The organism is Roseomonas sp. E05, from assembly GCF_030063475.1.
Taxonomy (GTDB): domain Bacteria; phylum Pseudomonadota; class Alphaproteobacteria; order Acetobacterales; family Acetobacteraceae; genus Pseudoroseomonas.
On sequence record NZ_JASIRT010000006.1, the window covers coordinates 61,353 to 78,916 of the forward strand.

General features: G+C 70.0%; 15 protein-coding genes. 3 read left to right on the forward strand and 12 right to left on the reverse strand.

Going from position 1 to position 17,564, the window contains the following annotated elements:
• Positions 1-88 precede the first annotated feature (88 nt).
• Complete coding sequence (locus QMO56_RS08590; protein WP_283524932.1) at positions 89-967, forward strand: LysR family transcriptional regulator; 879 nt, start codon at positions 89-91, stop codon at positions 965-967.
• A gap of 10 nt (positions 968-977) precedes the next feature.
• On the opposite strand, the gene QMO56_RS08595 is transcribed toward QMO56_RS08590, so the two are convergent.
• From QMO56_RS08595 to QMO56_RS08640, 10 genes are all read right to left on the reverse strand, one after another.
• Entirely contained in the window at positions 978-1,301 is a 324-nt protein-coding gene (locus tag QMO56_RS08595; protein ID WP_283524934.1) for a septum formation initiator family protein, read from the reverse strand.
• 150 nt (positions 1,302-1,451) lie between these two features.
• Positions 1,452-2,729 (reverse strand): phosphopyruvate hydratase, encoded by a 1,278-nt coding sequence (gene eno / locus QMO56_RS08600; protein WP_283524936.1) that lies wholly within the window; start codon positions 2,727-2,729, stop codon positions 1,452-1,454.
• Between the two features lie 112 nt (positions 2,730-2,841).
• A complete protein-coding gene (locus QMO56_RS08605) occupies positions 2,842-4,416 on the reverse strand; it encodes a diguanylate cyclase domain-containing protein (protein ID WP_283524937.1) in 1,575 nt (524 codons plus the stop codon).
• A gap of 130 nt (positions 4,417-4,546) precedes the next feature.
• On the reverse strand, positions 4,547-5,380 hold the full coding sequence (locus tag QMO56_RS08610) for a response regulator transcription factor (RefSeq protein WP_283524939.1): 834 nt from the start codon (positions 5,378-5,380) through the stop codon (positions 4,547-4,549).
• 687 nt (positions 5,381-6,067) lie between these two features.
• A complete protein-coding gene (locus QMO56_RS08615) occupies positions 6,068-7,696 on the reverse strand; it encodes a CTP synthase (protein ID WP_283524940.1) in 1,629 nt (542 codons plus the stop codon).
• Between the two features lie 180 nt (positions 7,697-7,876).
• Positions 7,877-8,266 carry a preprotein translocase subunit SecG gene (secG, locus tag QMO56_RS08620; RefSeq protein ID WP_283524942.1) on the reverse strand — a complete coding sequence of 130 codons (390 nt, stop codon included), beginning with the start codon at positions 8,264-8,266 and terminating at the stop codon, positions 7,877-7,879.
• 82 nt (positions 8,267-8,348) lie between these two features.
• Entirely contained in the window at positions 8,349-9,578 is a 1,230-nt protein-coding gene (locus tag QMO56_RS08625; RefSeq protein ID WP_283524944.1) for a sensor histidine kinase, read from the reverse strand.
• A 148-nt stretch (positions 9,579-9,726) separates the two neighbouring features.
• Positions 9,727-10,239, reverse strand: a complete 513-nt coding sequence (locus QMO56_RS08630) for a CinA family protein (protein WP_283525175.1) — start codon at positions 10,237-10,239, stop codon at positions 9,727-9,729.
• A 5-nt stretch (positions 10,240-10,244) separates the two neighbouring features.
• Positions 10,245-10,721, reverse strand: a complete 477-nt coding sequence (locus QMO56_RS08635) for a phosphatidylglycerophosphatase A (RefSeq protein ID WP_283524945.1) — start codon at positions 10,719-10,721, stop codon at positions 10,245-10,247.
• A complete protein-coding gene (locus QMO56_RS08640; RefSeq protein WP_283524947.1) occupies positions 10,721-12,763 on the reverse strand; it encodes a lytic transglycosylase domain-containing protein in 2,043 nt (680 codons plus the stop codon). The genes QMO56_RS08635 and QMO56_RS08640 overlap by 1 nt, the downstream gene beginning before the upstream one ends.
• Positions 12,764-12,900: 137 nt before the next feature.
• Between QMO56_RS08640 and dapA the strand changes: the two genes are divergently transcribed.
• Positions 12,901-13,779: a 4-hydroxy-tetrahydrodipicolinate synthase gene (dapA, locus tag QMO56_RS08645; RefSeq protein WP_283524949.1), complete on the forward strand. Its 879-nt coding sequence runs from the start codon at positions 12,901-12,903 to the stop codon at positions 13,777-13,779.
• A 97-nt stretch (positions 13,780-13,876) separates the two neighbouring features.
• Positions 13,877-14,362: an SsrA-binding protein SmpB gene (gene smpB / locus QMO56_RS08650; RefSeq protein WP_283524950.1), complete on the forward strand. Its 486-nt coding sequence runs from the start codon at positions 13,877-13,879 to the stop codon at positions 14,360-14,362.
• A 33-nt stretch (positions 14,363-14,395) separates the two neighbouring features.
• On the opposite strand, the gene QMO56_RS08655 is transcribed toward smpB, so the two are convergent.
• Together QMO56_RS08655 and QMO56_RS08660 are read right to left on the reverse strand one after the other, a co-directional pair.
• Positions 14,396-14,737, reverse strand: coding sequence for a hypothetical protein (locus QMO56_RS08655; RefSeq protein WP_283524951.1), 342 nt, complete (start codon positions 14,735-14,737; stop codon positions 14,396-14,398).
• A 74-nt stretch (positions 14,738-14,811) separates the two neighbouring features.
• A complete protein-coding gene (locus tag QMO56_RS08660; protein WP_283524952.1) occupies positions 14,812-17,001 on the reverse strand; it encodes a TonB-dependent siderophore receptor in 2,190 nt (729 codons plus the stop codon).
• Positions 17,002-17,564 lie beyond the last annotated feature (563 nt).

Below are 17,564 nucleotides of genomic sequence, written 5' to 3' on the forward strand. Positions count from 1 at the left end.
TTGCAGGGATGTGGCAGAGGATGACAGTGGCGATCCGTTCGATCCAACGCGTTGCTCTTGTCGTTCCGTTCGATAAAACTGATGGGTCATGACCCTGGAGCAACTCCGCATCTTCCTGGCTGTCGCCGAGCGCGAGCACGTGACCCGTGCGGCCGAGGCGCTTCACCTGACGCAATCCGCCGTCAGCGCCGCCATCCGCGCATTGGAGGCGCGGCATGGCATCACCCTCTTTCACCGCGTCGGGCGCCGCATCGAATTGACGGAGGATGGCCGAATCTTCCAGACCGAGGCGGCCGCCGTGCTGGCGCGCGCCGATGCGGCGGAACTGGTGCTCTCGGAACTGGGCGGCGCGCTGCGCGGAACCTTGCGCATCCAGGCCAGTCAGACCATCGCCTCCTACTGGCTCCCGCCGCTGCTGGTGCGGTTCCGCGCCGCCTGCCCCGGCGTGGCGGTCGAGGTGGGGGCGGGCAACACGCGCAGCGTGGCTCAGGCGGTGCTGGACGGCGTGGCGGAACTGGGCCTGGTCGAGGGCGAGGTGGATGACCCTGCCTTGGCGCAGACGGTGCTGGCGCGCGATCAGCTCATCGTGGTGGTGGGGCCGCGCCATCCCTGGGCAGCGCAGGGGCCGATCGCCCCGGCGCGCCTGCCGGAGACGCCCTGGATCATGCGCGAGGCAGGCTCCGGCACGCGCGCGGCCTTCGAGCAACTGCTCCCGGCATGGAGGCTGGCGCCCGAGGCCCTGACCATCGCGCTTGAACTCCCCAGCAATGAGGCGGTGCTGGCCGCGGTGGAGGCGGATGGCGGCGCCACGGTCGTGTCGGAACGCGCGGCGGGGCCGCATCTGGGCGCGGGGTTGCTGGTGCGGGCACAGGTCACGCTGCCGCCGCGCAGCTTCAAGGCGCTGCGGCACAAGGAGCGCTACGCCAGCCGCGCCTCGCGCGCGCTGCTGGAGCTGGCACTCCGGTAAGGAGATGGGATCAGAACAGGCGGTGGCCGTTGCCGTAAGGCACCACCAGCTCGTCCTTGCCGACCATGTTCAGCAGGGCGCGGGCGCGTTCGTCGAGCTGGTCGCGGTCAATGCGGTCACCGCGCAGACCGGCCACCTTGCGTTCCATGGAGTCGCGCTCGGCCTCGGCCTCCACCAGGGAAACCTTGGCGGCGGCGATCTCGACAGCCTTGGCCTCGCGCGCCAGCGAGCCGACGCGTGGGCCATGCACCGCATACCAGGCGAAGTGCCAGATCAGCCCCGCAAAGACCAGCGGCAGCCAGAGCACCTGGACCATTCGCTTGATGGCGCGCATCGAGTCGTCCCATACCGCAAGAAACGCAGGCACTTAACGGCAGGAGCACGGCGCGCCGCAAGGGTTGCTTCAAGAATCCAGGCGCTTTGTCACTGTGGCGTGGCGCGCCGGACACGCGGGGGAGGGCGCAGGCCCATCCCCCGCAGCCGTTCAGCGCTTCAGGATGGTGCGGCCGGCATAGCGGGCTGCCGGGCCGAGCCCCTGCTCGATGCGGATGAGCTGGTTGTACTTGGCCAGGCGGTCCGAGCGGGAGAGCGAGCCGGTCTTGATCTGCCCGCAATTGGTGGCGACGGCGAGGTCGGCGATGGTGGCGTCCTCGGTCTCGCCCGAGCGGTGCGACATCACCGCCGTGTAGCCGGCGCGATGGGCGGTTTCCACCGCCTCCAGCGTCTCCGTCAGGGTGCCGATCTGGTTGACCTTCACCAGGATGGAGTTGGCGGTCCGCTTCTCGATGCCCTGGCGCAGGCGCTCGGGGTTGGTGACGAAGAGGTCGTCGCCGACCAGCTGCACCTTGCCGCCGAGGCGGTCGGTCAGCAGCTTCCAGCCCGCCCAGTCATCCTCGGCGCAGCCGTCCTCGATGGAGATGATGGGGTACTTGCCGCAGAGATTGGCCAGGTAGTCCACCATGCCGGCGGCGTCGAGCTTCTTGCCCTCGCCCTCCATGTCGTAGGTGCCGTCCTTGAAGAACTCGGTGGAGGCGCAGTCGAGCGCGAACATGATGTCCTCGCCGACGCGGTGGCCGGCCGCCTCGCAGGCCTTGGCGATGAAGCCCAGCGCCTCCTCGGCCGACTTCAGGTTCGGCGCGAAGCCGCCCTCGTCACCGACATTGGTGTTGTGGCCGGCGTCGTGCAGCGCCTTCTTCAGGCTGGCGAAGACCTCGGCGCCAATGCGGGCGGCATCCGCCGCGCTGCCGGCAGCCACCGGCATGATCATGAATTCCTGGATGTCGATCGGGTTGTCCGCATGCTGGCCGCCGTTGATGATGTTCATCATCGGCACCGGCAGGGTGCGGGCGAAGACGCCGCCGACATAGCGGTAGAGCGGCACGCCGTAGTGCTCGGCCGCCGCCTTGGCGGTGGCGAGGGAGACGGCGAGGATGGCGTTGGCGCCGAGCCGGCCCTTGTTGGGCGTGCCGTCGAGCGCCAGCATGGTCTCGTCGATCTTCACCTGCTCGGTGGCGTCCATGCCGGAGAGGGCGTCGAAGATCTCGCCCTCGACATTGGCGACGGCCTTCTGCACGCCCTTGCCGTGGTAGCGGGCCTTGTCGCCGTCGCGCAGTTCGACAGCCTCGTGCGCGCCGGTGGAGGCGCCGGAGGGTACGGCGGCGCGGCCGACCGCCCCGCTGTCCAGCACGACATCGACCTCCACCGTCGGGTTGCCGCGCGAGTCGAGGATTTCTCGGGCGATGATGTCGGCAATGGCGGTCATTCCGGGCCCCCTGGGTGTCGGATGAATCTTTGGACTGAGCGCGGATAAGACGACCGCCGTCACAGGGCAAGGTCTGACCTGGGTCCAGGGCTGCGACGATTTCGTGTCCGCCTCAGGCGGAGGCGCTCCGTAGCGGCGCGGTGGCGGTGGTGCGCTTGACCCCGTACATCGCCGCGTCGGCATGCCGCAGCAGCGCCGCGGCCGTGGTGCCGTGCTGCGGATAGACGGCGGCGCCGAGGCTCGCGCCGACCGAGACCCGGCGCCCCTCCAGGATGATGGGCTGGCTGACCATGATCAGCATCCGGTCGGCCACGCCCTGCCAGAGATCCGGGGCCGGCAGGTCCGGCAGCAGCACCACGAACTCGTCGCCGCCCACCCGGGCCACGGTGTCGCCGGGACGCACCTCCCCCTGCAGGCGCAACGCGACCTGCTGCAGCACGGCATCGCCCGCGTCGTGGCCCAGGGTGTCGTTCACCGGCTTGAAGCGGTCCAGATCAAGGAACAGCAGGGCAAGGCAGCCCTGCTTGCGCTCCGCCTGGGCGAGCGCCTCCTCCAGGCGGCGGTCCAGCAGCAGCCGATTGGGCAGCCCGGTCAGGTCGTCATGCTGCGCCGCATGGGCCAGGCGGACCGCCACCTCGGCCGTGATCGCATGGTGCTGCGCCACGCTTTTCAGCAGCCACCACAACATCAGGGTCAGGGAACAGCCGCCCAGCAACAGGGCAAGCGGGGCAGGCCCCAGAGCATGGCGGACCGGTGGGCGGGTGATCGTGATCATCCAGGCCCGGCCGGCGACAGGCAGCACGGCCGAGAGGCGGTCCGCCTGCGGCACGGCGGCAAGCGGAGCGGCGGATGGCGGCGCGCTGTCGAACACCAACTGCGGGGCCGCATCCGCTTCAGGCCATGCGCCACGGTCCTCGATGGACACGCGGTGGCCGCGCGGCAGTGCCGGTAACAGGGGGGTCATGATGCCGGCGCCGCGGAACACGATGCTGAGCACGCCGCTGAAGGCGGCGCGGCGCTGATCTTCGGTCCAGATCGGGGCGTCCTGCCGATAGATGGCCTGGAGCACCAGGAAGCCGCGCGTTTCCTGCAGCAGCTGCAAGGGCGGGGAAGCCTCCGGCTCGCCGGTGTCGCGCGCGCGCTCGAGGCTGCGCTGCCGGCTGGGCTCGGCATTCAGGTCGGAGCCGAAGGCCGCCTCGCTGCCGGCCATCGGTTCGATGTAGAGGATCGGCGCATAGAAGGGCCGCTCGCCTTCGGGCCGGATGGTGAAATCCGGGTAGCCGCCCGGATCGAGGCTGGTATCGGCGCGTACCGCGGCTTCGAAGGCCGCTTTCTCCACGGCGGAAACCAGGGGGGAGAACTGCACCGAGGCCACGCCGGTGAAGCGCTCGCGCAGGCGCAGCGTCGCGGCGTGCCGGTGGAAATCGGCGCGGCTGATCTGCCGCTCCGTGCTGAACAGGCCGCGGAAGCTCGCCATCAGGTCCAGCGCGCGGAGCATCCGCTCATGGACGAGGCGTGTCACGGACTGTGCGGTGTCGTGGAAGCGGGCTTCGGCCTCGGCCGCGCTGCGGAGCGCCGCGAGCTGCCAGAGCAGGACCGAGACGAGCAGGCCCAGTGCGGGCACCGTGACGCTGGCATATCGGAGGAGCTGCGTCCGGGCGGTCAGCGGCTTCAAGGAGGCACCCATCGGCGACGGCTCCCGGTCGGCGGGCGGTGGAAGAGGGTGCCGCGCCGGCTCAACCGGCCACCTGCGGACACTCCCCTTCTTCCCACAAGCCGGTTAGCGAAGGCCTAAGCGCCCCGCCGCCAGGCTGCCGTCACACCGGCTGGCCCTGATGCTCCCCGCCCAGCCCGATCTCCGGCAGGTTGCCCCGGAGGAGGCTATCGGCCTCGCCGCTTTCGGCTTCGCCGGCGAACCAGTTGTTGACAGCCCAGATGGCGGCCTGGGTCCGGTTCGCCGTCTGCGTCTTTCGCAACAGCGCCTTCACATGCACTTTGACCGTGGCCTCGGTGATGTCGAGTTCGCGCGCGATCATCTTGTTGGAGAGGCCGTCCACCAGGCATTGCAGGATCTGGCACTCACGCTTCGAGAGGCTGATGGTGCGCGGCCGCTCGCCGGCCATGCGGGGCATCCCCTCGATGCCCGGCCGGGAGGGTGCGAGGTCTGAGGGAATGGCCTCGTCGGGCTGCAGCCAGAACGGATTGAAGGCGAGCTGCGCCAGATTGCCCGGCAGCAGGTGCTGACCGTTCAGGACCAGCTCCAGGGCACGCTGCAGCACCTCGGCGGAGATGTCCCGGGAAAGGAAGGCTTCCACGCCGCTCCTGACGGCGGGCAGCAGCAGCGCGGGCCGGGAACAATCGGTCAGCACCACCGCCTTCATCCCCACGAAGCGCAGCCGCGCCCGCTGGATCTCCGGCAGCGCGGCTTCGATGCCGGTGTCGGCGTCCAGAGTGTGGATCAGGAGGTGGATGGCGGTTCCGGGCGGTATGCCCTGCAGGGCCTCGCCAAGGGTGGCTCCCTCGGCAACGACAGCAGTGGCAGGAGAGGAGATCAGGCGCCGCAGCGCCTCGCGTGACAGACGCCGTGGATCGATGACAGCAATGTTGAAGCGACTGAGGCCCTCGGCGGTGGAGGAGAACTCGTTGTCCATGGAGATAACCCCCGAGATTATAATAGAATTGCTGGATTCTTGCTGGCGAACTGCCGGACCCGACAGGTGGAATTCCCTTTGTTCTTCGAAGCGGCTTTTTGGAACAAAAAATATTTATGCCGTTTCTGTCGCCTTATTTAAACGTATGCATCGTGGCGCCGGATCGTTTCAACCAACCAGTAATTGCATTTGAGACGCCCCCTAACGCCGCTGATGTGTTCCGGCTACCTTGAGTTGTGATGAGTTGTTTCAAGAAATACTTTCACGTGTGATTATATTTGGTTCACGCACCTGGGATGGTGGCGGATGAAGTAATTGTAGGATCCTACGACCTAAGATTTCCAGAAGATCGCAAAGACGTTATTTATGGTTAACGTTAACGTCTCGCCTCTCCTGCCTAGACGGCGGACGGGCATAAACATCCGTGTGTGACGCACGCGCTTTGCGCGCCTGGAAAAGGGCGTCAGCCCAGCCTTCCGCGGAAGGTGCGGCGCTCTCCAGGGCAGGGTCGCTGGCAGCTTCTCTCGCCCTGCCAAATGCTATGGCAAGAGGCGGGATCGCATTGCCGAAAAAGGAGGGATGCCGCTTTTATGCCCGGCCCAGAGGCGGGTTCCAGGCTGGGCAGCCGGGGCAGCCTCCTTCCGGGATGAGCGCGCCTGCCGCCGGAACTGCGGCAGGCGCCGTCGCTCAGACCAGCCGTGCCTGCTTCACGGCCGCGCCGACGAAGCCGGCGAAGACAGGATGGGGCTGGAATGGCTTCGACTTCAACTCGGGGTGGTACTGCACGCCGATGAACCAGGGATGGTCCGGGTATTCGACGATTTCCGGCAGGAGGCCGTCCGGCGAAAGGCCGGAGAAGCGCAGCCCGGCTTGCTCCAGCCGCTCGCGGTAGCCGATGTTCACCTCGTAGCGGTGGCGGTGCCGCTCCTCGATCTCGCCACGTCCATAGACCTGGCGGATCAGCGAGCCCTCGGCCAGCATGGCGGGGTAGGCGCCGAGCCGCATGGTGCCGCCCAGATCCCCTTCGGCCTTGCGCCGCTCGCGCTCATTGCCGCGCAGCCACTCGGTCAGCAGACCGACCACCGGCTCCTCGGTCGGGCCGAACTCGGTGGAGGAGGCTTTGTCCAGCCCCACCAGGTTCCGCGCCGCCTCGATCACCGCCATCTGCATGCCGAAGCAGATGCCGAGGAAGGGGATCTTGCGCTCGCGGGCGAAGCGCACCGCCTCGATCTTGCCTTCCGAGCCGCGCTCGCCGAAGCCGCCGGGCACCAGGATGCCATGAACCCCCTCCAGCCGCTCCAGGGCGCTGGAGGTCTCGAAGATCTGGCTGTCCACCCAGTCGAGCTTCACCTTCACGCCGTGCTGGATGCCGCCATGGGTAAGCGCCTCGGCCAGCGACTTGTAGGCGTCGAGCAGCGAGATGTACTTGCCGACGATCGCGATCTTGACCTCGCCCTCCGGGTTCTCCAGCCGCTGGACGATGCGCGTCCAGCCCGAGAGGTCCGGCTCGCCGTAGATCGAGAGGCCGAAATGGCGCAGCACCTCCCGGTCCAGACCCTCGGAGTGATACTGCAGCGGCACGGCATAGATCGAGTTGGCGTCCAGCGCCGGGATCACGTTTTCCGGCCGCACGTTGCAGAACAGTGCGATCTTGCGGCGTTCGTTCTCGGGGATTGGCCGGTCGCAGCGGCAGAGCAGGATCTGCGGCTGGATGCCGAGGCCCAGCAGCTCCTTCACCGAATGCTGGGTCGGCTTGGTCTTCAGCTCGCCGGCGGAGGGGATGTAGGGCACCAGCGTCAGGTGCATGAACAGGCTGCGCTGCGGGCCCAGCTCGTTGTGCAGCTGGCGCAGCGCCTCCAGGAAGGGCAGGCTCTCGATGTCGCCCACCGTGCCGCCGACCTCGATCAGCACGAAGTCCAGCCCCTCGGTCTCGGCCGTGGCGGCTTCCTTGATGGCGTCGGTGATATGCGGGATCACCTGCACGGTGCCGCCGAGATAGTCGCCGCGCCGCTCCTTGGCGATCACGTCGGCATAGATCCGGCCGGAGGTGTAGGCGTCCAGCTTGGAGGCATGCACGCCGGTGAAGCGCTCATAGTGGCCAAGGTCGAGGTCGGTCTCGGCCCCGTCATCGGTCACGAAGACCTCGCCGTGCTGATACGGGCTCATGGTGCCCGGATCGACGTTCAGATAGGGGTCGAGCTTGCGAAGGCGGACCTTGTAGCCCCGGGCCTGCAGCAGCGCGCCGAGGCTTGCCGCCGCGATGCCTTTGCCGAGAGAGGAAACCACGCCGCCGGTGATGAAAACGAACCGCGTCATGGGCGCCCTTTCTAGCGTGCGGCGCCTCCGGCGGGAAGTGAAAGCGCGGCGACGCAGCTGCGTGTTGGAAGCGTGGCCGGAATGGCCCACGCCGCGGGACCGGTGCGGCCTCATGGCCGCACCGGTCCCTCATGAAACAGCTCGGGCGCCTGGGGGTGTCCCGGCGCCCGATTCGGCGGGTTAGTTGTTCGGCACGCCGGCCGGTGGCGGCGTCGCCGGCTGCGCCGGGGCCGCCGGCGTGGCGGGGGCAGTTTGTGCGGGCGCCGCCGGCTGCGGCTGCAACGGCTGCTCGCCGGTGACGGCGGGCGGCGGCGGCGAATCCAGGATGGAGTTGCGCTGCGACTGGCCGCGGCCGAGCAGCGCCATCGCCAGGGCGAGCGCCATGAACAGCGTGGCCAGCACGGCGGTGGTGCGGGTCAGCAGGTTGGCGGTGCCGCGCCCGCTCATGAAGGACCCCATGCCCTGCGAGGAGCCAATGCCAAGCCCACCCCCTTCGCTGCGCTGGAGCAGCACGACGCCGATCAGCGCAAGGGTGACGAACAGGTGCAGGACAAGCAGGACGGTCATCATGGCGCTGCGCTCTTAGCCGCCTTCCGGGAAGGACGCCAGCGGCAAGCGCATGTCGGGGCGGGGGAAAACCGTCGCGCGCGGCTCAGCCGGCCTCGCCGCGCTCCGCCGGGGGCGGCGGCAGTTCGAGCGTCACGAGCAGGCCGATGCCGCTCTCGGGTGTGCTCCAGCGCAGCGTCCCGGAAAGCTTCTGGCTCAGCCCGTGGATCAGCACCATGCCCAGGCCCGTGGCCTCCGCCGGCGCGAAGTCCGGCGGCAGGCCGTGGCCGGCGTCGCAGACGGTCAGGCGCAGGCCGCCGCCGGGCAGCCGCCGGCATTGCAGGTCCACCGGGCCGGCGCCGTATTTCGCGGCATTGGTCAGCAGCTCGGTGACGATCAGCCCGATCGAGACGGCGTCGTCCGCCGAGTATTCCGCCACCTCCACCGCGACATGCAGCGGCCGCCCGGCATCCGTCAGGCCGGAGGAATAGTGCAGCTCCTCGCAGAGTCCCTGCAGATAGTCGGCGAGATCGACTTGGCCGATGCGGCTGCTGCGGTAGAGCCGGTCATGCACCCGGGCAATGGTGGAGACGCGCTGCGCCGCCTCCTCCAGCAGGGCGCGGGAGGATGAGTCCTGCGTGAGGCGCGATTGCATCGCCAGCAGCGAGCGCGTCACGGTCAGGCTGTTCTTTACCCGGTGGTCGATCTCCCGCATCAGGAGATCCTTCTGCCGCAGCAGTTCGTCACGTGCCCGCAGCGCCTCCTCGGCCTCCTGCGCCCGCGCTTCGGCCAGCGCCGCCAGCCGGCTCATCTCCTGCCGGGTATGCTCGCGGTCCATCGCCGCCCCAAGCGTGTTGGCGAAGGCCTGGAGAAAGTTGACATCGTCCGGGGTGAAGGCGGTGCCGTCGCGTTTGTCCGCCTCCAGCACGCCGTAGGGCGTGCTCTCGCCCCGGATGATGACGTTCACCGCGCGGCGCACGCCGTGCTCGGCCAGCAGCGGCGTCATCTGGAAGCGGCGCTCGCTGGCCAGCGCATTGGCGATCACCGGCCTGCCGGTGCGGAAGGCATAGCCGGCCGGGCTTTCCATCTCGCCCCCGATCCGCGCATGGCCGACGACGCCTGGATGCCAGCCGACGCCGGCGCGCACCAGGAACGTGTTCTCCCCCGGCAGGTGTTCCAGCACCTTGGCGAAGTCGCTGCCGAGGCCGCAGGCGGTCAGCCGCGCCGCCATGTCGAGCAGGCTCTGGAGGTCCTGCGACCGCAAGGCGGCGAGGCCGAACTCCGCGATCAACGCCTGCTGGCGCAGGCGAATGTCCACATCCTTGTTGGCTTCCATGTCACGATCCGTCCGGGGCCGCGCAGCAGGGCCCATGGCGTTCCCTTACAACGCCGCCGCCAAGCCCGCGATCATGCAGCCTGCTGCGGCGCACTTTCCCGGGGCGATCTCACGGCAGCGTGTTCTGCGCCCGCCTCCGGCGGGGCCGCTAGCCCGCGTCGTTTGCCGGTGCCGGCCCGGCCGCCTCGCGCAGCAGGCGGAGCGCCATGGCGACACTTGCCGCGCGCACCCCGCTCCGGTCACCGGGAAGGACGCAATGCCGGGCCAGGGTGGTGGCGCCGCGCCGGGCAGCGCCGAAATGCACCAGCCCGACCGGCTTTCCCGGTGTGGCGCCGCCCGGCCCGGCGATGCCGGTGATGGAAACGGCGAGATCCGCTCCCGAATCGCGCAGCGCCCCCTCGGCCATGGCCCGCGCCACCGGCTCGCTGACGGCGCCGAACTCGGCCAGCATCGCCTCCGGCACGCCCAGCATGCGCTGCTTGGCTTCGTTCGAGTAGGTGACGTAGCCCGCCAGCAGCGTGGCCGAGGAGCCGGGGATGGCGGTCAGCGCGGCGCTGACCAGGCCGCCGGTGCAGCTCTCCGCGGTGGCGAGGGTGAGCTTGCGCGCCTGCAGCGCCTGGAGCAGCGAGGCCGCCTGCTCCAGGGTCTCGGCATCGAGCAGCGTGGTCACAGCGGGATCTCCCAGAAGCGCAGCGCCAGGATCGGCAGGGCGGCGAGCGCGCCGGCGATCAGGTCGTCCAGCATCACCCCGGTCGTGCCCTTCTGCCGGTCCGCCCAGCCGACCGGGCCGGGCTTGGTGATGTCGAACATGCGAAACAGCAGGAAGGCCAGGATGATCCCGCCCGCCCCGGCGCCGAGGGGAAGCGCGGCGAGGGCGAGGCTCTGCCCTGCGCCTTCATCGACCACCACCCAGCCGGGGTCGGTCCGGGCGTCGGGCAGGCGCTCCAGCGCCCACCAGCCCAGCAGGCTGAGCAGGGCGGCGAGGGCGAGGCAGCCATCCGGCCCGAGCAGCGCGGCGGGCAGCACGATGGCGCTGCCCCAGGTGCCGGGCGCCGGGCGGATGAAGCCGACGCCGCCCAGGCTGGCGACGAGGCGCGGCAGCGTCGCCGCCGGCAGCGGCGGGGCCGCGAGCGGGGTGGACATCAGCGCGCCGTCCCGACCGGAAGCCAGGGCTTCAGGGGATGGTCCCGCCCGCCGGCGCCGCGGAGCGCACGGTAGATCACTGCGTTCTCCACCACGCGCTGGACGTAGTTGCGGGTTTCGCTGAAGGGGATCTGCTCGATCCAGTCGATCATGTCGGCCCCGCCGGCCTCCTGTGGCATGCGCGGGTCGCCGTAGGAGACGATCCAGTCGTCCACCCGGCGCGGCCCGGCATTGTAGGCGGCGGCCGCCATGGCGAGGTTGCCGAAGCGCGCGAGCTGGTCGCCCAGGTATTGCGCCCCGAGGCGCAGGTTGTGCTCGGGCTGGCCGGTCAGCCAGGAGGCCTGGTGCGGAATGCCGAGCTGCCGCGCCACCAGCGTGGCCGTGGAGGGCAGCAGCTGCATCAGCCCGCGCGCATTGGCGGGGGAGACGGCGCCGGGATCGAAATTGCTCTCCTGCCGGCTGATCGCATAGACGAAGGCCGGCTCCACCGGCGCGGCCTCCGGCACGGGATAGGGTGTCGGATAGCCTTCCGCGAGCATCGTCACGCCGTCGATGCCGGCGCGGCGCGCCACCCAGACGGCATTGTCCGGCCGGCCGATGCTGTTGGCCAGCCGCGCCGTCAGCACCTGCTCGGCGGGGTCGGCGGCGGTGTCCTCCAGGCGCAGCAGGAAGGTGCGGGTGCGGTCGGTATCGCCCAGGTCGGCCAGGGCCAGCACCGCCTGGGCCATCTCCTTGCCGAGGAAGGCGCTGGCGGCTTCCGTCGTGGGCTGCGGCGCGGGCAGGGCGGTGATGCGAGCGGCGAGCTGCGGCGATGTCTCGCCGAGCGCCAGCGCGCCGAGCTGGCCGTAGAAGGCGGTGGGCAGCGCGGCGGCGGCGGCGAACTGCGCGCGCGCCTCCTCGGCGCGGCCCTGCGCGGCGGCGGCGCGGCCGCGCCAGTAATGCGCGCGGGCGCGGGTGATGACGCTGCTGCTGTCCTCGCCGAGGCGGGCGAAGTGCTGCGCCGCGCGCGCCGGGTCATTCAGCTTCCGCAGGGCGATGAAGCCGGCCAGGAACTCGGCATCGTGCAGCGCGGCACCATCGGTCTGGCCATGCGCGGCGGCGACGCGATAGGCGGTGGCGGCGTCGCCCAGCCGCAGCAGCTTGCGGGAGAGGATCTGCCGCTCGATCCAGGTGGCGCGGGCGGCCTCGTCCGTCAGGCTGCGCTGCAAGGGCTCGGCCTGCTGCCAGACGGCGGCGGCCTCGCGGTCGCGGTCCTGCCGGCGCAGGTAGCGCGCCAGCTCCATCGCCAGGCCGAGATCGGCGGCGGCGCGCGGCGCGGCGCCGGCCTCCGCGGCGGCCTGTCCGCCGGCCAGCGCCAGCCGCAACTCGCCGTTGAGCCGCGCCTCGGGTGGCAACAGGGGCAGCATGCGGGCCGCGGCGGCGGTCTGGCCGGTCCAGGCCAGGCGCTCGAAGCGGGCGCGGTGGTCCTCCGGCCCCAGCACGCCGCCGAGCGCAGCGAGAAAGCCCGCCTCGGCCTCCGCATCGGGGGTGGCGTCGCGCCAGCCGGCCTGCACCGCACGCCGGGCGGCGGCGGCATCACCCTGGCGCTGCAGGGCCTCGGCGAGTTGCCGCACGGCGGGGAGGCCGCGCGGCGGCGTGCCGGCGAAGAGCCGCAGCACCAGCGCGTCCTCCGCCAGGACCGGCAGGGCCTCCTCGCCGCGCTGCGCCAGCGTGGCCTGCAGCGGCCAGCCCGGATTGGCGGCGAGGAAATCGGCGATTTCCGCCGCGCTGGCCTGACCGCGCACCTGCAGCCGCATCCAGGTGATGATCTTGTCGGCCAGAGGGTCGGCGCCCCGGTCCGCCAGGACCTGCGCCTCGCTCCAGCGGCCGGCATTGGCGGCGATGAGGGCGGCACGGCCGGCGGCGCGGGCCTGCTCCGGCGCCCAGGGCTGCGCCAGGGCTGCCGGCGCCGTCAGCGCGAGCGCGGGGAGGAGGGCCAGCGCCAGGGCGCGGCCCAGGAAGGGGCGGGGCAGGGAGGGGCGCGAGGCGGAAAGCATGGGCATCAAAGTTAACCGATCCGCGAGCACTTGTCCCGGCGTTTGGGGGAGCCATGCGGCGTCCGGCGCTTGTGCAGGGCCGGGCGCGCGCCTAGCTTCCCGCCAGCATGCCGCCGCCATTCCGGGAAGGAAAGCCTCGTCCGATGTTCAAGGGATCCCTCGTCGCGCTGATCACGCCGATGACCGAGAACGGCGCCCTCGACGCGAAAGCGTTCCAGGACCTCGTGGAGTGGCAGGTCACCGAGGGCACCGCCGGGCTGATCCCGGTCGGCACCACCGGCGAGAGCCCGACGCTCTCCCATGAGGAGCACCATCGGGTGGTGGAGATGTGCGTCGAGGCGGCCGCCGGGCGCGTGCCGGTGATCGCCGGCGCCGGCTCGAACAGCACCGAGGAAGCCATCGCGCTCACCCGCCACGCCAAGCGGGCGGGCGCCGACGCCGCGCTGGTCGTCACGCCCTACTACAACAAGCCGACGCAGGAAGGCCTCTACCTGCACTTCACCGCCATCGCCGACGCGGTGGACCTGCCGATCATCATCTACAACATCCCGCCCCGCAGCGTGATCGACATGTCGGTCGAGACCATGGCGCGGCTGGCGAAGCACCCGAACATCGTCGGCGTGAAGGACGCGACCGCCAACCTGACCCGGCCGCTGCACACCAGGCTCGCCTGCGGGCCGGATTTCTGCCAGCTCTCCGGCGAGGACCATACCGCGCTCGCCTTCCGCGCCGCCGGCGGGGTCGGCTGCATCAGCGTGACCGCCAACGTCGCGCCGCGCCTCTGCGCCCAGATGCACGCGGCCTGGGAAGCCGGGCAGATCCAGGAGGCCATGGCCATCCAGGACCGGCTGACGCCGCTGCACGACGCGATGTTCTGCGAGACCTCGCCCGGGCCGGTGAAGTACGCCGCCAGCCTGCTTGGCTACTCCTCAGCCCGCTGCCGGCTGCCGCTGGCGCCGCTCGGCGAGGCGAACCGGGCGCGCGTCAAGGCCGCCATGGTGGCCGCCGGGCTGCTGAACTGAAACCGCGACCAAGGGGGCGCCGCCCCCTTGGATCCCCCGCCAGGGTGACGGTGCAACCCCGGATCCCGCCAGCAGGGGGAAAGACTCCAGGAACGATATGGCCGAGCCCCGCAAGAAAGCCCTGATCGCCCACGGCACCGCCGCGCAGAACCGCAAGGCGCGCTTCGACTACAAGATCAACGAGACCGTGGAGGCCGGCATCGTGCTGGTCGGGCCGGAGGTGAAGTCGCTGCGCGCCGGCCGCGCCGCGCTGGCCGATGCCTGGGCGGGCGAGCGGAACGGGGAGCTGTGGCTGTTCAACACCTACATCCCCGAATGGCAGGCCGGCAGCTTCGTCTCGAGGTTCGAGCCGCGCCGGCCGCGCAAGCTGCTGGTGCACCGCAAGCAGATGCGCGAGCTGATCGGCGCCGTGACGCGCGAGGGCATCACCATCGTGCCGCTGGAAATCCTGTTCAACGACCGCGGCATCGCCAAGGTCGTCCTCGGCCTCGCCGAGGGCAAGAGCAAGGCCGACAAGCGCCACGCCATCGCCGAGCGTGACTGGCAGCGCGACAAGGCGCGGCTGATGCGGGAGCGCGGCTGAGCCGCTCTCCCGTCCGCCGGAAAGCCGCTGGCCTTATTCCTTTTCCTTGAAGGACGCCTCGTGGCTCAGCAGCGTGCCGCTGCGGTCCTCCAGCGTGAGTTCGAGCCGATCGGAACTCGGCGCCAGCTGGAAGGGGTTGAGCCGGTCATAGCGCTGGAAGTGCAGGGTCAGGGTCAGGCCCTGCTCCGGCCAGGTGCGCCGCTGGATCGAGTCACGCTCCACGTCATTGACTTCGCCCACCATGGTCAGCCCCTGCTCCATCGCCGTCTCGACGGCGATCAGGTGGCTCTTGCGCTGGCAGGCGATCTCCACGGCCTGCTTGAGCACCGCGAAGGCCTTGAGCGCCTCGGATTTGGGGGTGGATGTCTCGGACATGACGCGTGTCCTCCTAAAGGCATGGTCCTAGTTTGCGCGGGCGGGCGCAATATTCAAGCGCCGCCCGCCGCCGCTCACCAGGTGTAGCGCAGCCCCGCCAGCACGACGCGCCGGTTGCCGAAGAAGCAGTTGGTGGTGCTGGAGCAGCTCGCCACGTACTCCTTGTCGAACAGGTTGCTGACGTTCAGCGTGACTTCCGCGCCCTTGAGGTCGTCCCGCAGCGCGCCAAGCTGGTAGCGCAGCGCCAGGTCGGCCAGGGTGACGGAAGGCACGGTGAAGCTGTTCGCCTCGTCGCCCTGCGTCTCGCCGATGAAGCGGACGCCACCGCCCAGGCCCAGCCCGTTCAGCGGACCGCTGCGGAAGCGGTAGTTCGCCCAGGCGGAAGCCGCGTGCTTCGGCACCTGCGGCGCCTGGTTGCCGGTCACGCCCGCGGTGGTCGAGCTGGTGATCTCGGCCTCTGTGTAGGCATAGGTGCCGATCAGGTCGAGGTTCTCGGAGAGGCTCGCCCGCCCCTCCAGCTCGACACCGCGCGAGCGGATCTCGCCGGTCTGCACGCTGTAGTTGCTGTAGAGCGGATCGGTGGTCAGCACGTTCTGCTGCGTGATCTGGAAGGCGGCAAGCTGGATGAAGCTGTTCATCCCCGGCGGCTGGTACTTCACGCCGGCCTCGAACATCTGGCCGGTGGTCGGGTCGAAGGTGCCGCCGCCGCGGGCCGGCGCGAAGGTGCCGCTGTTGGGCAGGAAGGAGGTCGCGTAGCTGACATAGGGCGCGATGCCGCTGTCGAAGAGGTAGAGCAGCCCGGCGCGCCAGGTCACGGCGCTATCCTCCTGCGAGCTGCTGACGCCGGTGTTGCGCGTGGTGGTGTCGGTGTCGGCCCAGTCCTGCCGGATGCCGATGTTGAAGCGCCAGCGGCCCCAGGCGATCTGGTCCTGGGCATAGACGCCAAGCTGCGTCTGGTCCTGGTCGGTGTAGGTGGAGGCGCTGATCGTGGGGATCGAGACGTAGTAGCTCGGCGCGAAGATATCGAGCGAGGAGACGGAGGCGTTGCCGAGTCGCCGCTTGGCATAGGAGCCGCTCCAGTCCAGCCCGGTGAGCAGCGTGTGCTCCATCCCGGCGGTGGTGAAGCGTGCCTGCAGCTGGTTGTCGAGCGCGACGGTATCAACATGCTCGATGGAATTGACGCCGGCGCGGACCAGCGTGCGGCCGCCGGTCAGGCTGCGGCCGGAGACGGCCTGGAACACCGTGTCCAGGTGCTGGTAGCGAAAATTCTGCCGCACCGTCCAGGTCTCGTCGAAGCGATGCTCGAACTGGTAGCCGATCGAGGCCTGCCGGCGCTCGAAGTGGTTCCAGCTGGGGTCGCCGCCGAAGAAGCTGGAGGACAGCTTGCCATAGGGGCTGGCCAGCACCGTGCCGGTGGCGGGGACGAAATTGTAGAAGCCGCCCTCGGGCTCATACTGGTAGTTGGCGAGGATGGTCAGCGTGGTGGCGTCGTTCGGTCGCCAGGTGAGGGCGGGGGCGATGGCGATGCGGCGCTCCTCGTTGTAGTCGTACTGCGTCTCGGCGATGCGGCCGATGCCGGTCAGGCGGTAGAGGAACTGGCCGTCCTCGGTCAGTTTGCCGCCGAAGTCGAAGGCGGTCTGCAGCAGGGCATTGCTGCCGGCTTCCAGCCGCACCTCGTGAATCGGCGTCTCGGTCGGGCGGCGGCTGACCAGGTTGACGATGCCGCCCGAGCCGGTCTGCCCGTACAGCACCGAGGCCGGGCCGCGCAGCACCTCGATCCGCTCCAGCAGCCAGGGATCGACGGTCGGGATGGCGTAGGAGACGCCGCGTTGCTGCCGCAGCCCGTCGAGGAAGTTGACATAGGCCGCGCTGGAGCCCTGGCCGCCGAAGCCGCGGACATAGACGCTGTCATAGCGGCTGGTCGGCCGGACCTCGGGCAGCACGCCGGCCGTGTAGCGCAGTGCCTCGGAGACGGTGAGCGCCGCCTGGTCGTCGATCTGGTCGCGGGTGACGACGCCGACGGACTGCGGCGCCTCGATCAGCGGTGTGTCGGTCTTGGTGCCGGTGGTGGTCAGCGGCGCGACATAGCCCTCGATCGGCGACCAGGCCCGCCATGCGGTGCCTTCCACATTCACCTCCGGGAGGACCAGAGGCGCCGCGGTGCCGGTGTCCTGCGCATGGGCGGGGGCGGCGAGCGCAGCGAGTGCGACGCCGGCGAGCAGCGATCGGCGCAATCCGGCGGGTACGGTAGCGGAGAGGATCATCGGTTTCAGCATCTCCCTGCGGGCGCCCAGGGGCGGGCATCGTCAGGAAGATCTGATATTGCGATTCATTCTTAATAACAAGATGCGGCGGCGCTCAGGCACGGTCCAATCCGCCTCGCACCGCCGTGCCAGCTCCCTTCCCGGCAGGACGACGCCGAGAGACGGGCTTGGTGCCGGTTCCGCTGCACTGGGTGGCGGGCGATGCGGCATGCTTCACGGCGGGCAGGCTCTTGAGGAGATGCGCCAGCGCCCGCGCATCCTCGCCGGTGAGCCTGGCGTGGCTGCCACGGCATCATCGGCGCGAGCATGCGCCCATCCGGCCGCTCCCCGGGCCGCACCGCCGGGATGGTGTCGTTCCCGCTCCAGCAACCGAGGCCGGTTTCGCGATCCGGCGTCGGTTGGGCGCTGGAAGCAACCGAGGGCGGGAGTGTCGAAGCCCCTCTCCACGCCCAGAGAGGTGGAGTTGCTGGCTGGGGCGTCGGTCAGGCCGGATGTGACGTCAAGCCGCGCTGCACTTGCGGCGAGCGGGCGAGCCTGAACCTTCCTCGTGCCGTGCCGGCCCT

Excerpts from the sequence above, each read along its gene's own strand:
- QMO56_RS08590 (WP_283524932.1), top strand. The coding sequence starts at position 89 with ATGACCCTGGAGCAACTCCGCATCTTCCTGGCTGTCGCCGAGCGCGAG.
- QMO56_RS08595 (WP_283524934.1), bottom strand. The coding sequence starts at position 1,301 with ATGCGCGCCATCAAGCGAATGGTCCAGGTGCTCTGGCTGCCGCTGGTC.
- eno (WP_283524936.1), bottom strand. The coding sequence starts at position 2,729 with ATGACCGCCATTGCCGACATCATCGCCCGAGAAATCCTCGACTCGCGC.
- QMO56_RS08605 (WP_283524937.1), bottom strand. The coding sequence starts at position 4,416 with ATGGGTGCCTCCTTGAAGCCGCTGACCGCCCGGACGCAGCTCCTCCGA.
- QMO56_RS08610 (WP_283524939.1), bottom strand. The coding sequence starts at position 5,380 with ATGGACAACGAGTTCTCCTCCACCGCCGAGGGCCTCAGTCGCTTCAAC.
- QMO56_RS08615 (WP_283524940.1), bottom strand. The coding sequence starts at position 7,696 with ATGACGCGGTTCGTTTTCATCACCGGCGGCGTGGTTTCCTCTCTCGGC.
- secG (WP_283524942.1), bottom strand. The coding sequence starts at position 8,266 with ATGATGACCGTCCTGCTTGTCCTGCACCTGTTCGTCACCCTTGCGCTG.
- QMO56_RS08625 (WP_283524944.1), bottom strand. The coding sequence starts at position 9,578 with ATGGAAGCCAACAAGGATGTGGACATTCGCCTGCGCCAGCAGGCGTTG.
- QMO56_RS08635 (WP_283524945.1), bottom strand. The coding sequence starts at position 10,721 with ATGTCCACCCCGCTCGCGGCCCCGCCGCTGCCGGCGGCGACGCTGCCG.
- QMO56_RS08640 (WP_283524947.1), bottom strand. The coding sequence starts at position 12,763 with ATGCCCATGCTTTCCGCCTCGCGCCCCTCCCTGCCCCGCCCCTTCCTG.
- dapA (WP_283524949.1), top strand. The coding sequence starts at position 12,901 with ATGTTCAAGGGATCCCTCGTCGCGCTGATCACGCCGATGACCGAGAAC.
- smpB (WP_283524950.1), top strand. The coding sequence starts at position 13,877 with ATGGCCGAGCCCCGCAAGAAAGCCCTGATCGCCCACGGCACCGCCGCG.
- QMO56_RS08655 (WP_283524951.1), bottom strand. The coding sequence starts at position 14,737 with ATGTCCGAGACATCCACCCCCAAATCCGAGGCGCTCAAGGCCTTCGCG.
- QMO56_RS08660 (WP_283524952.1), bottom strand. The coding sequence starts at position 17,001 with ATGATCCTCTCCGCTACCGTACCCGCCGGATTGCGCCGATCGCTGCTC.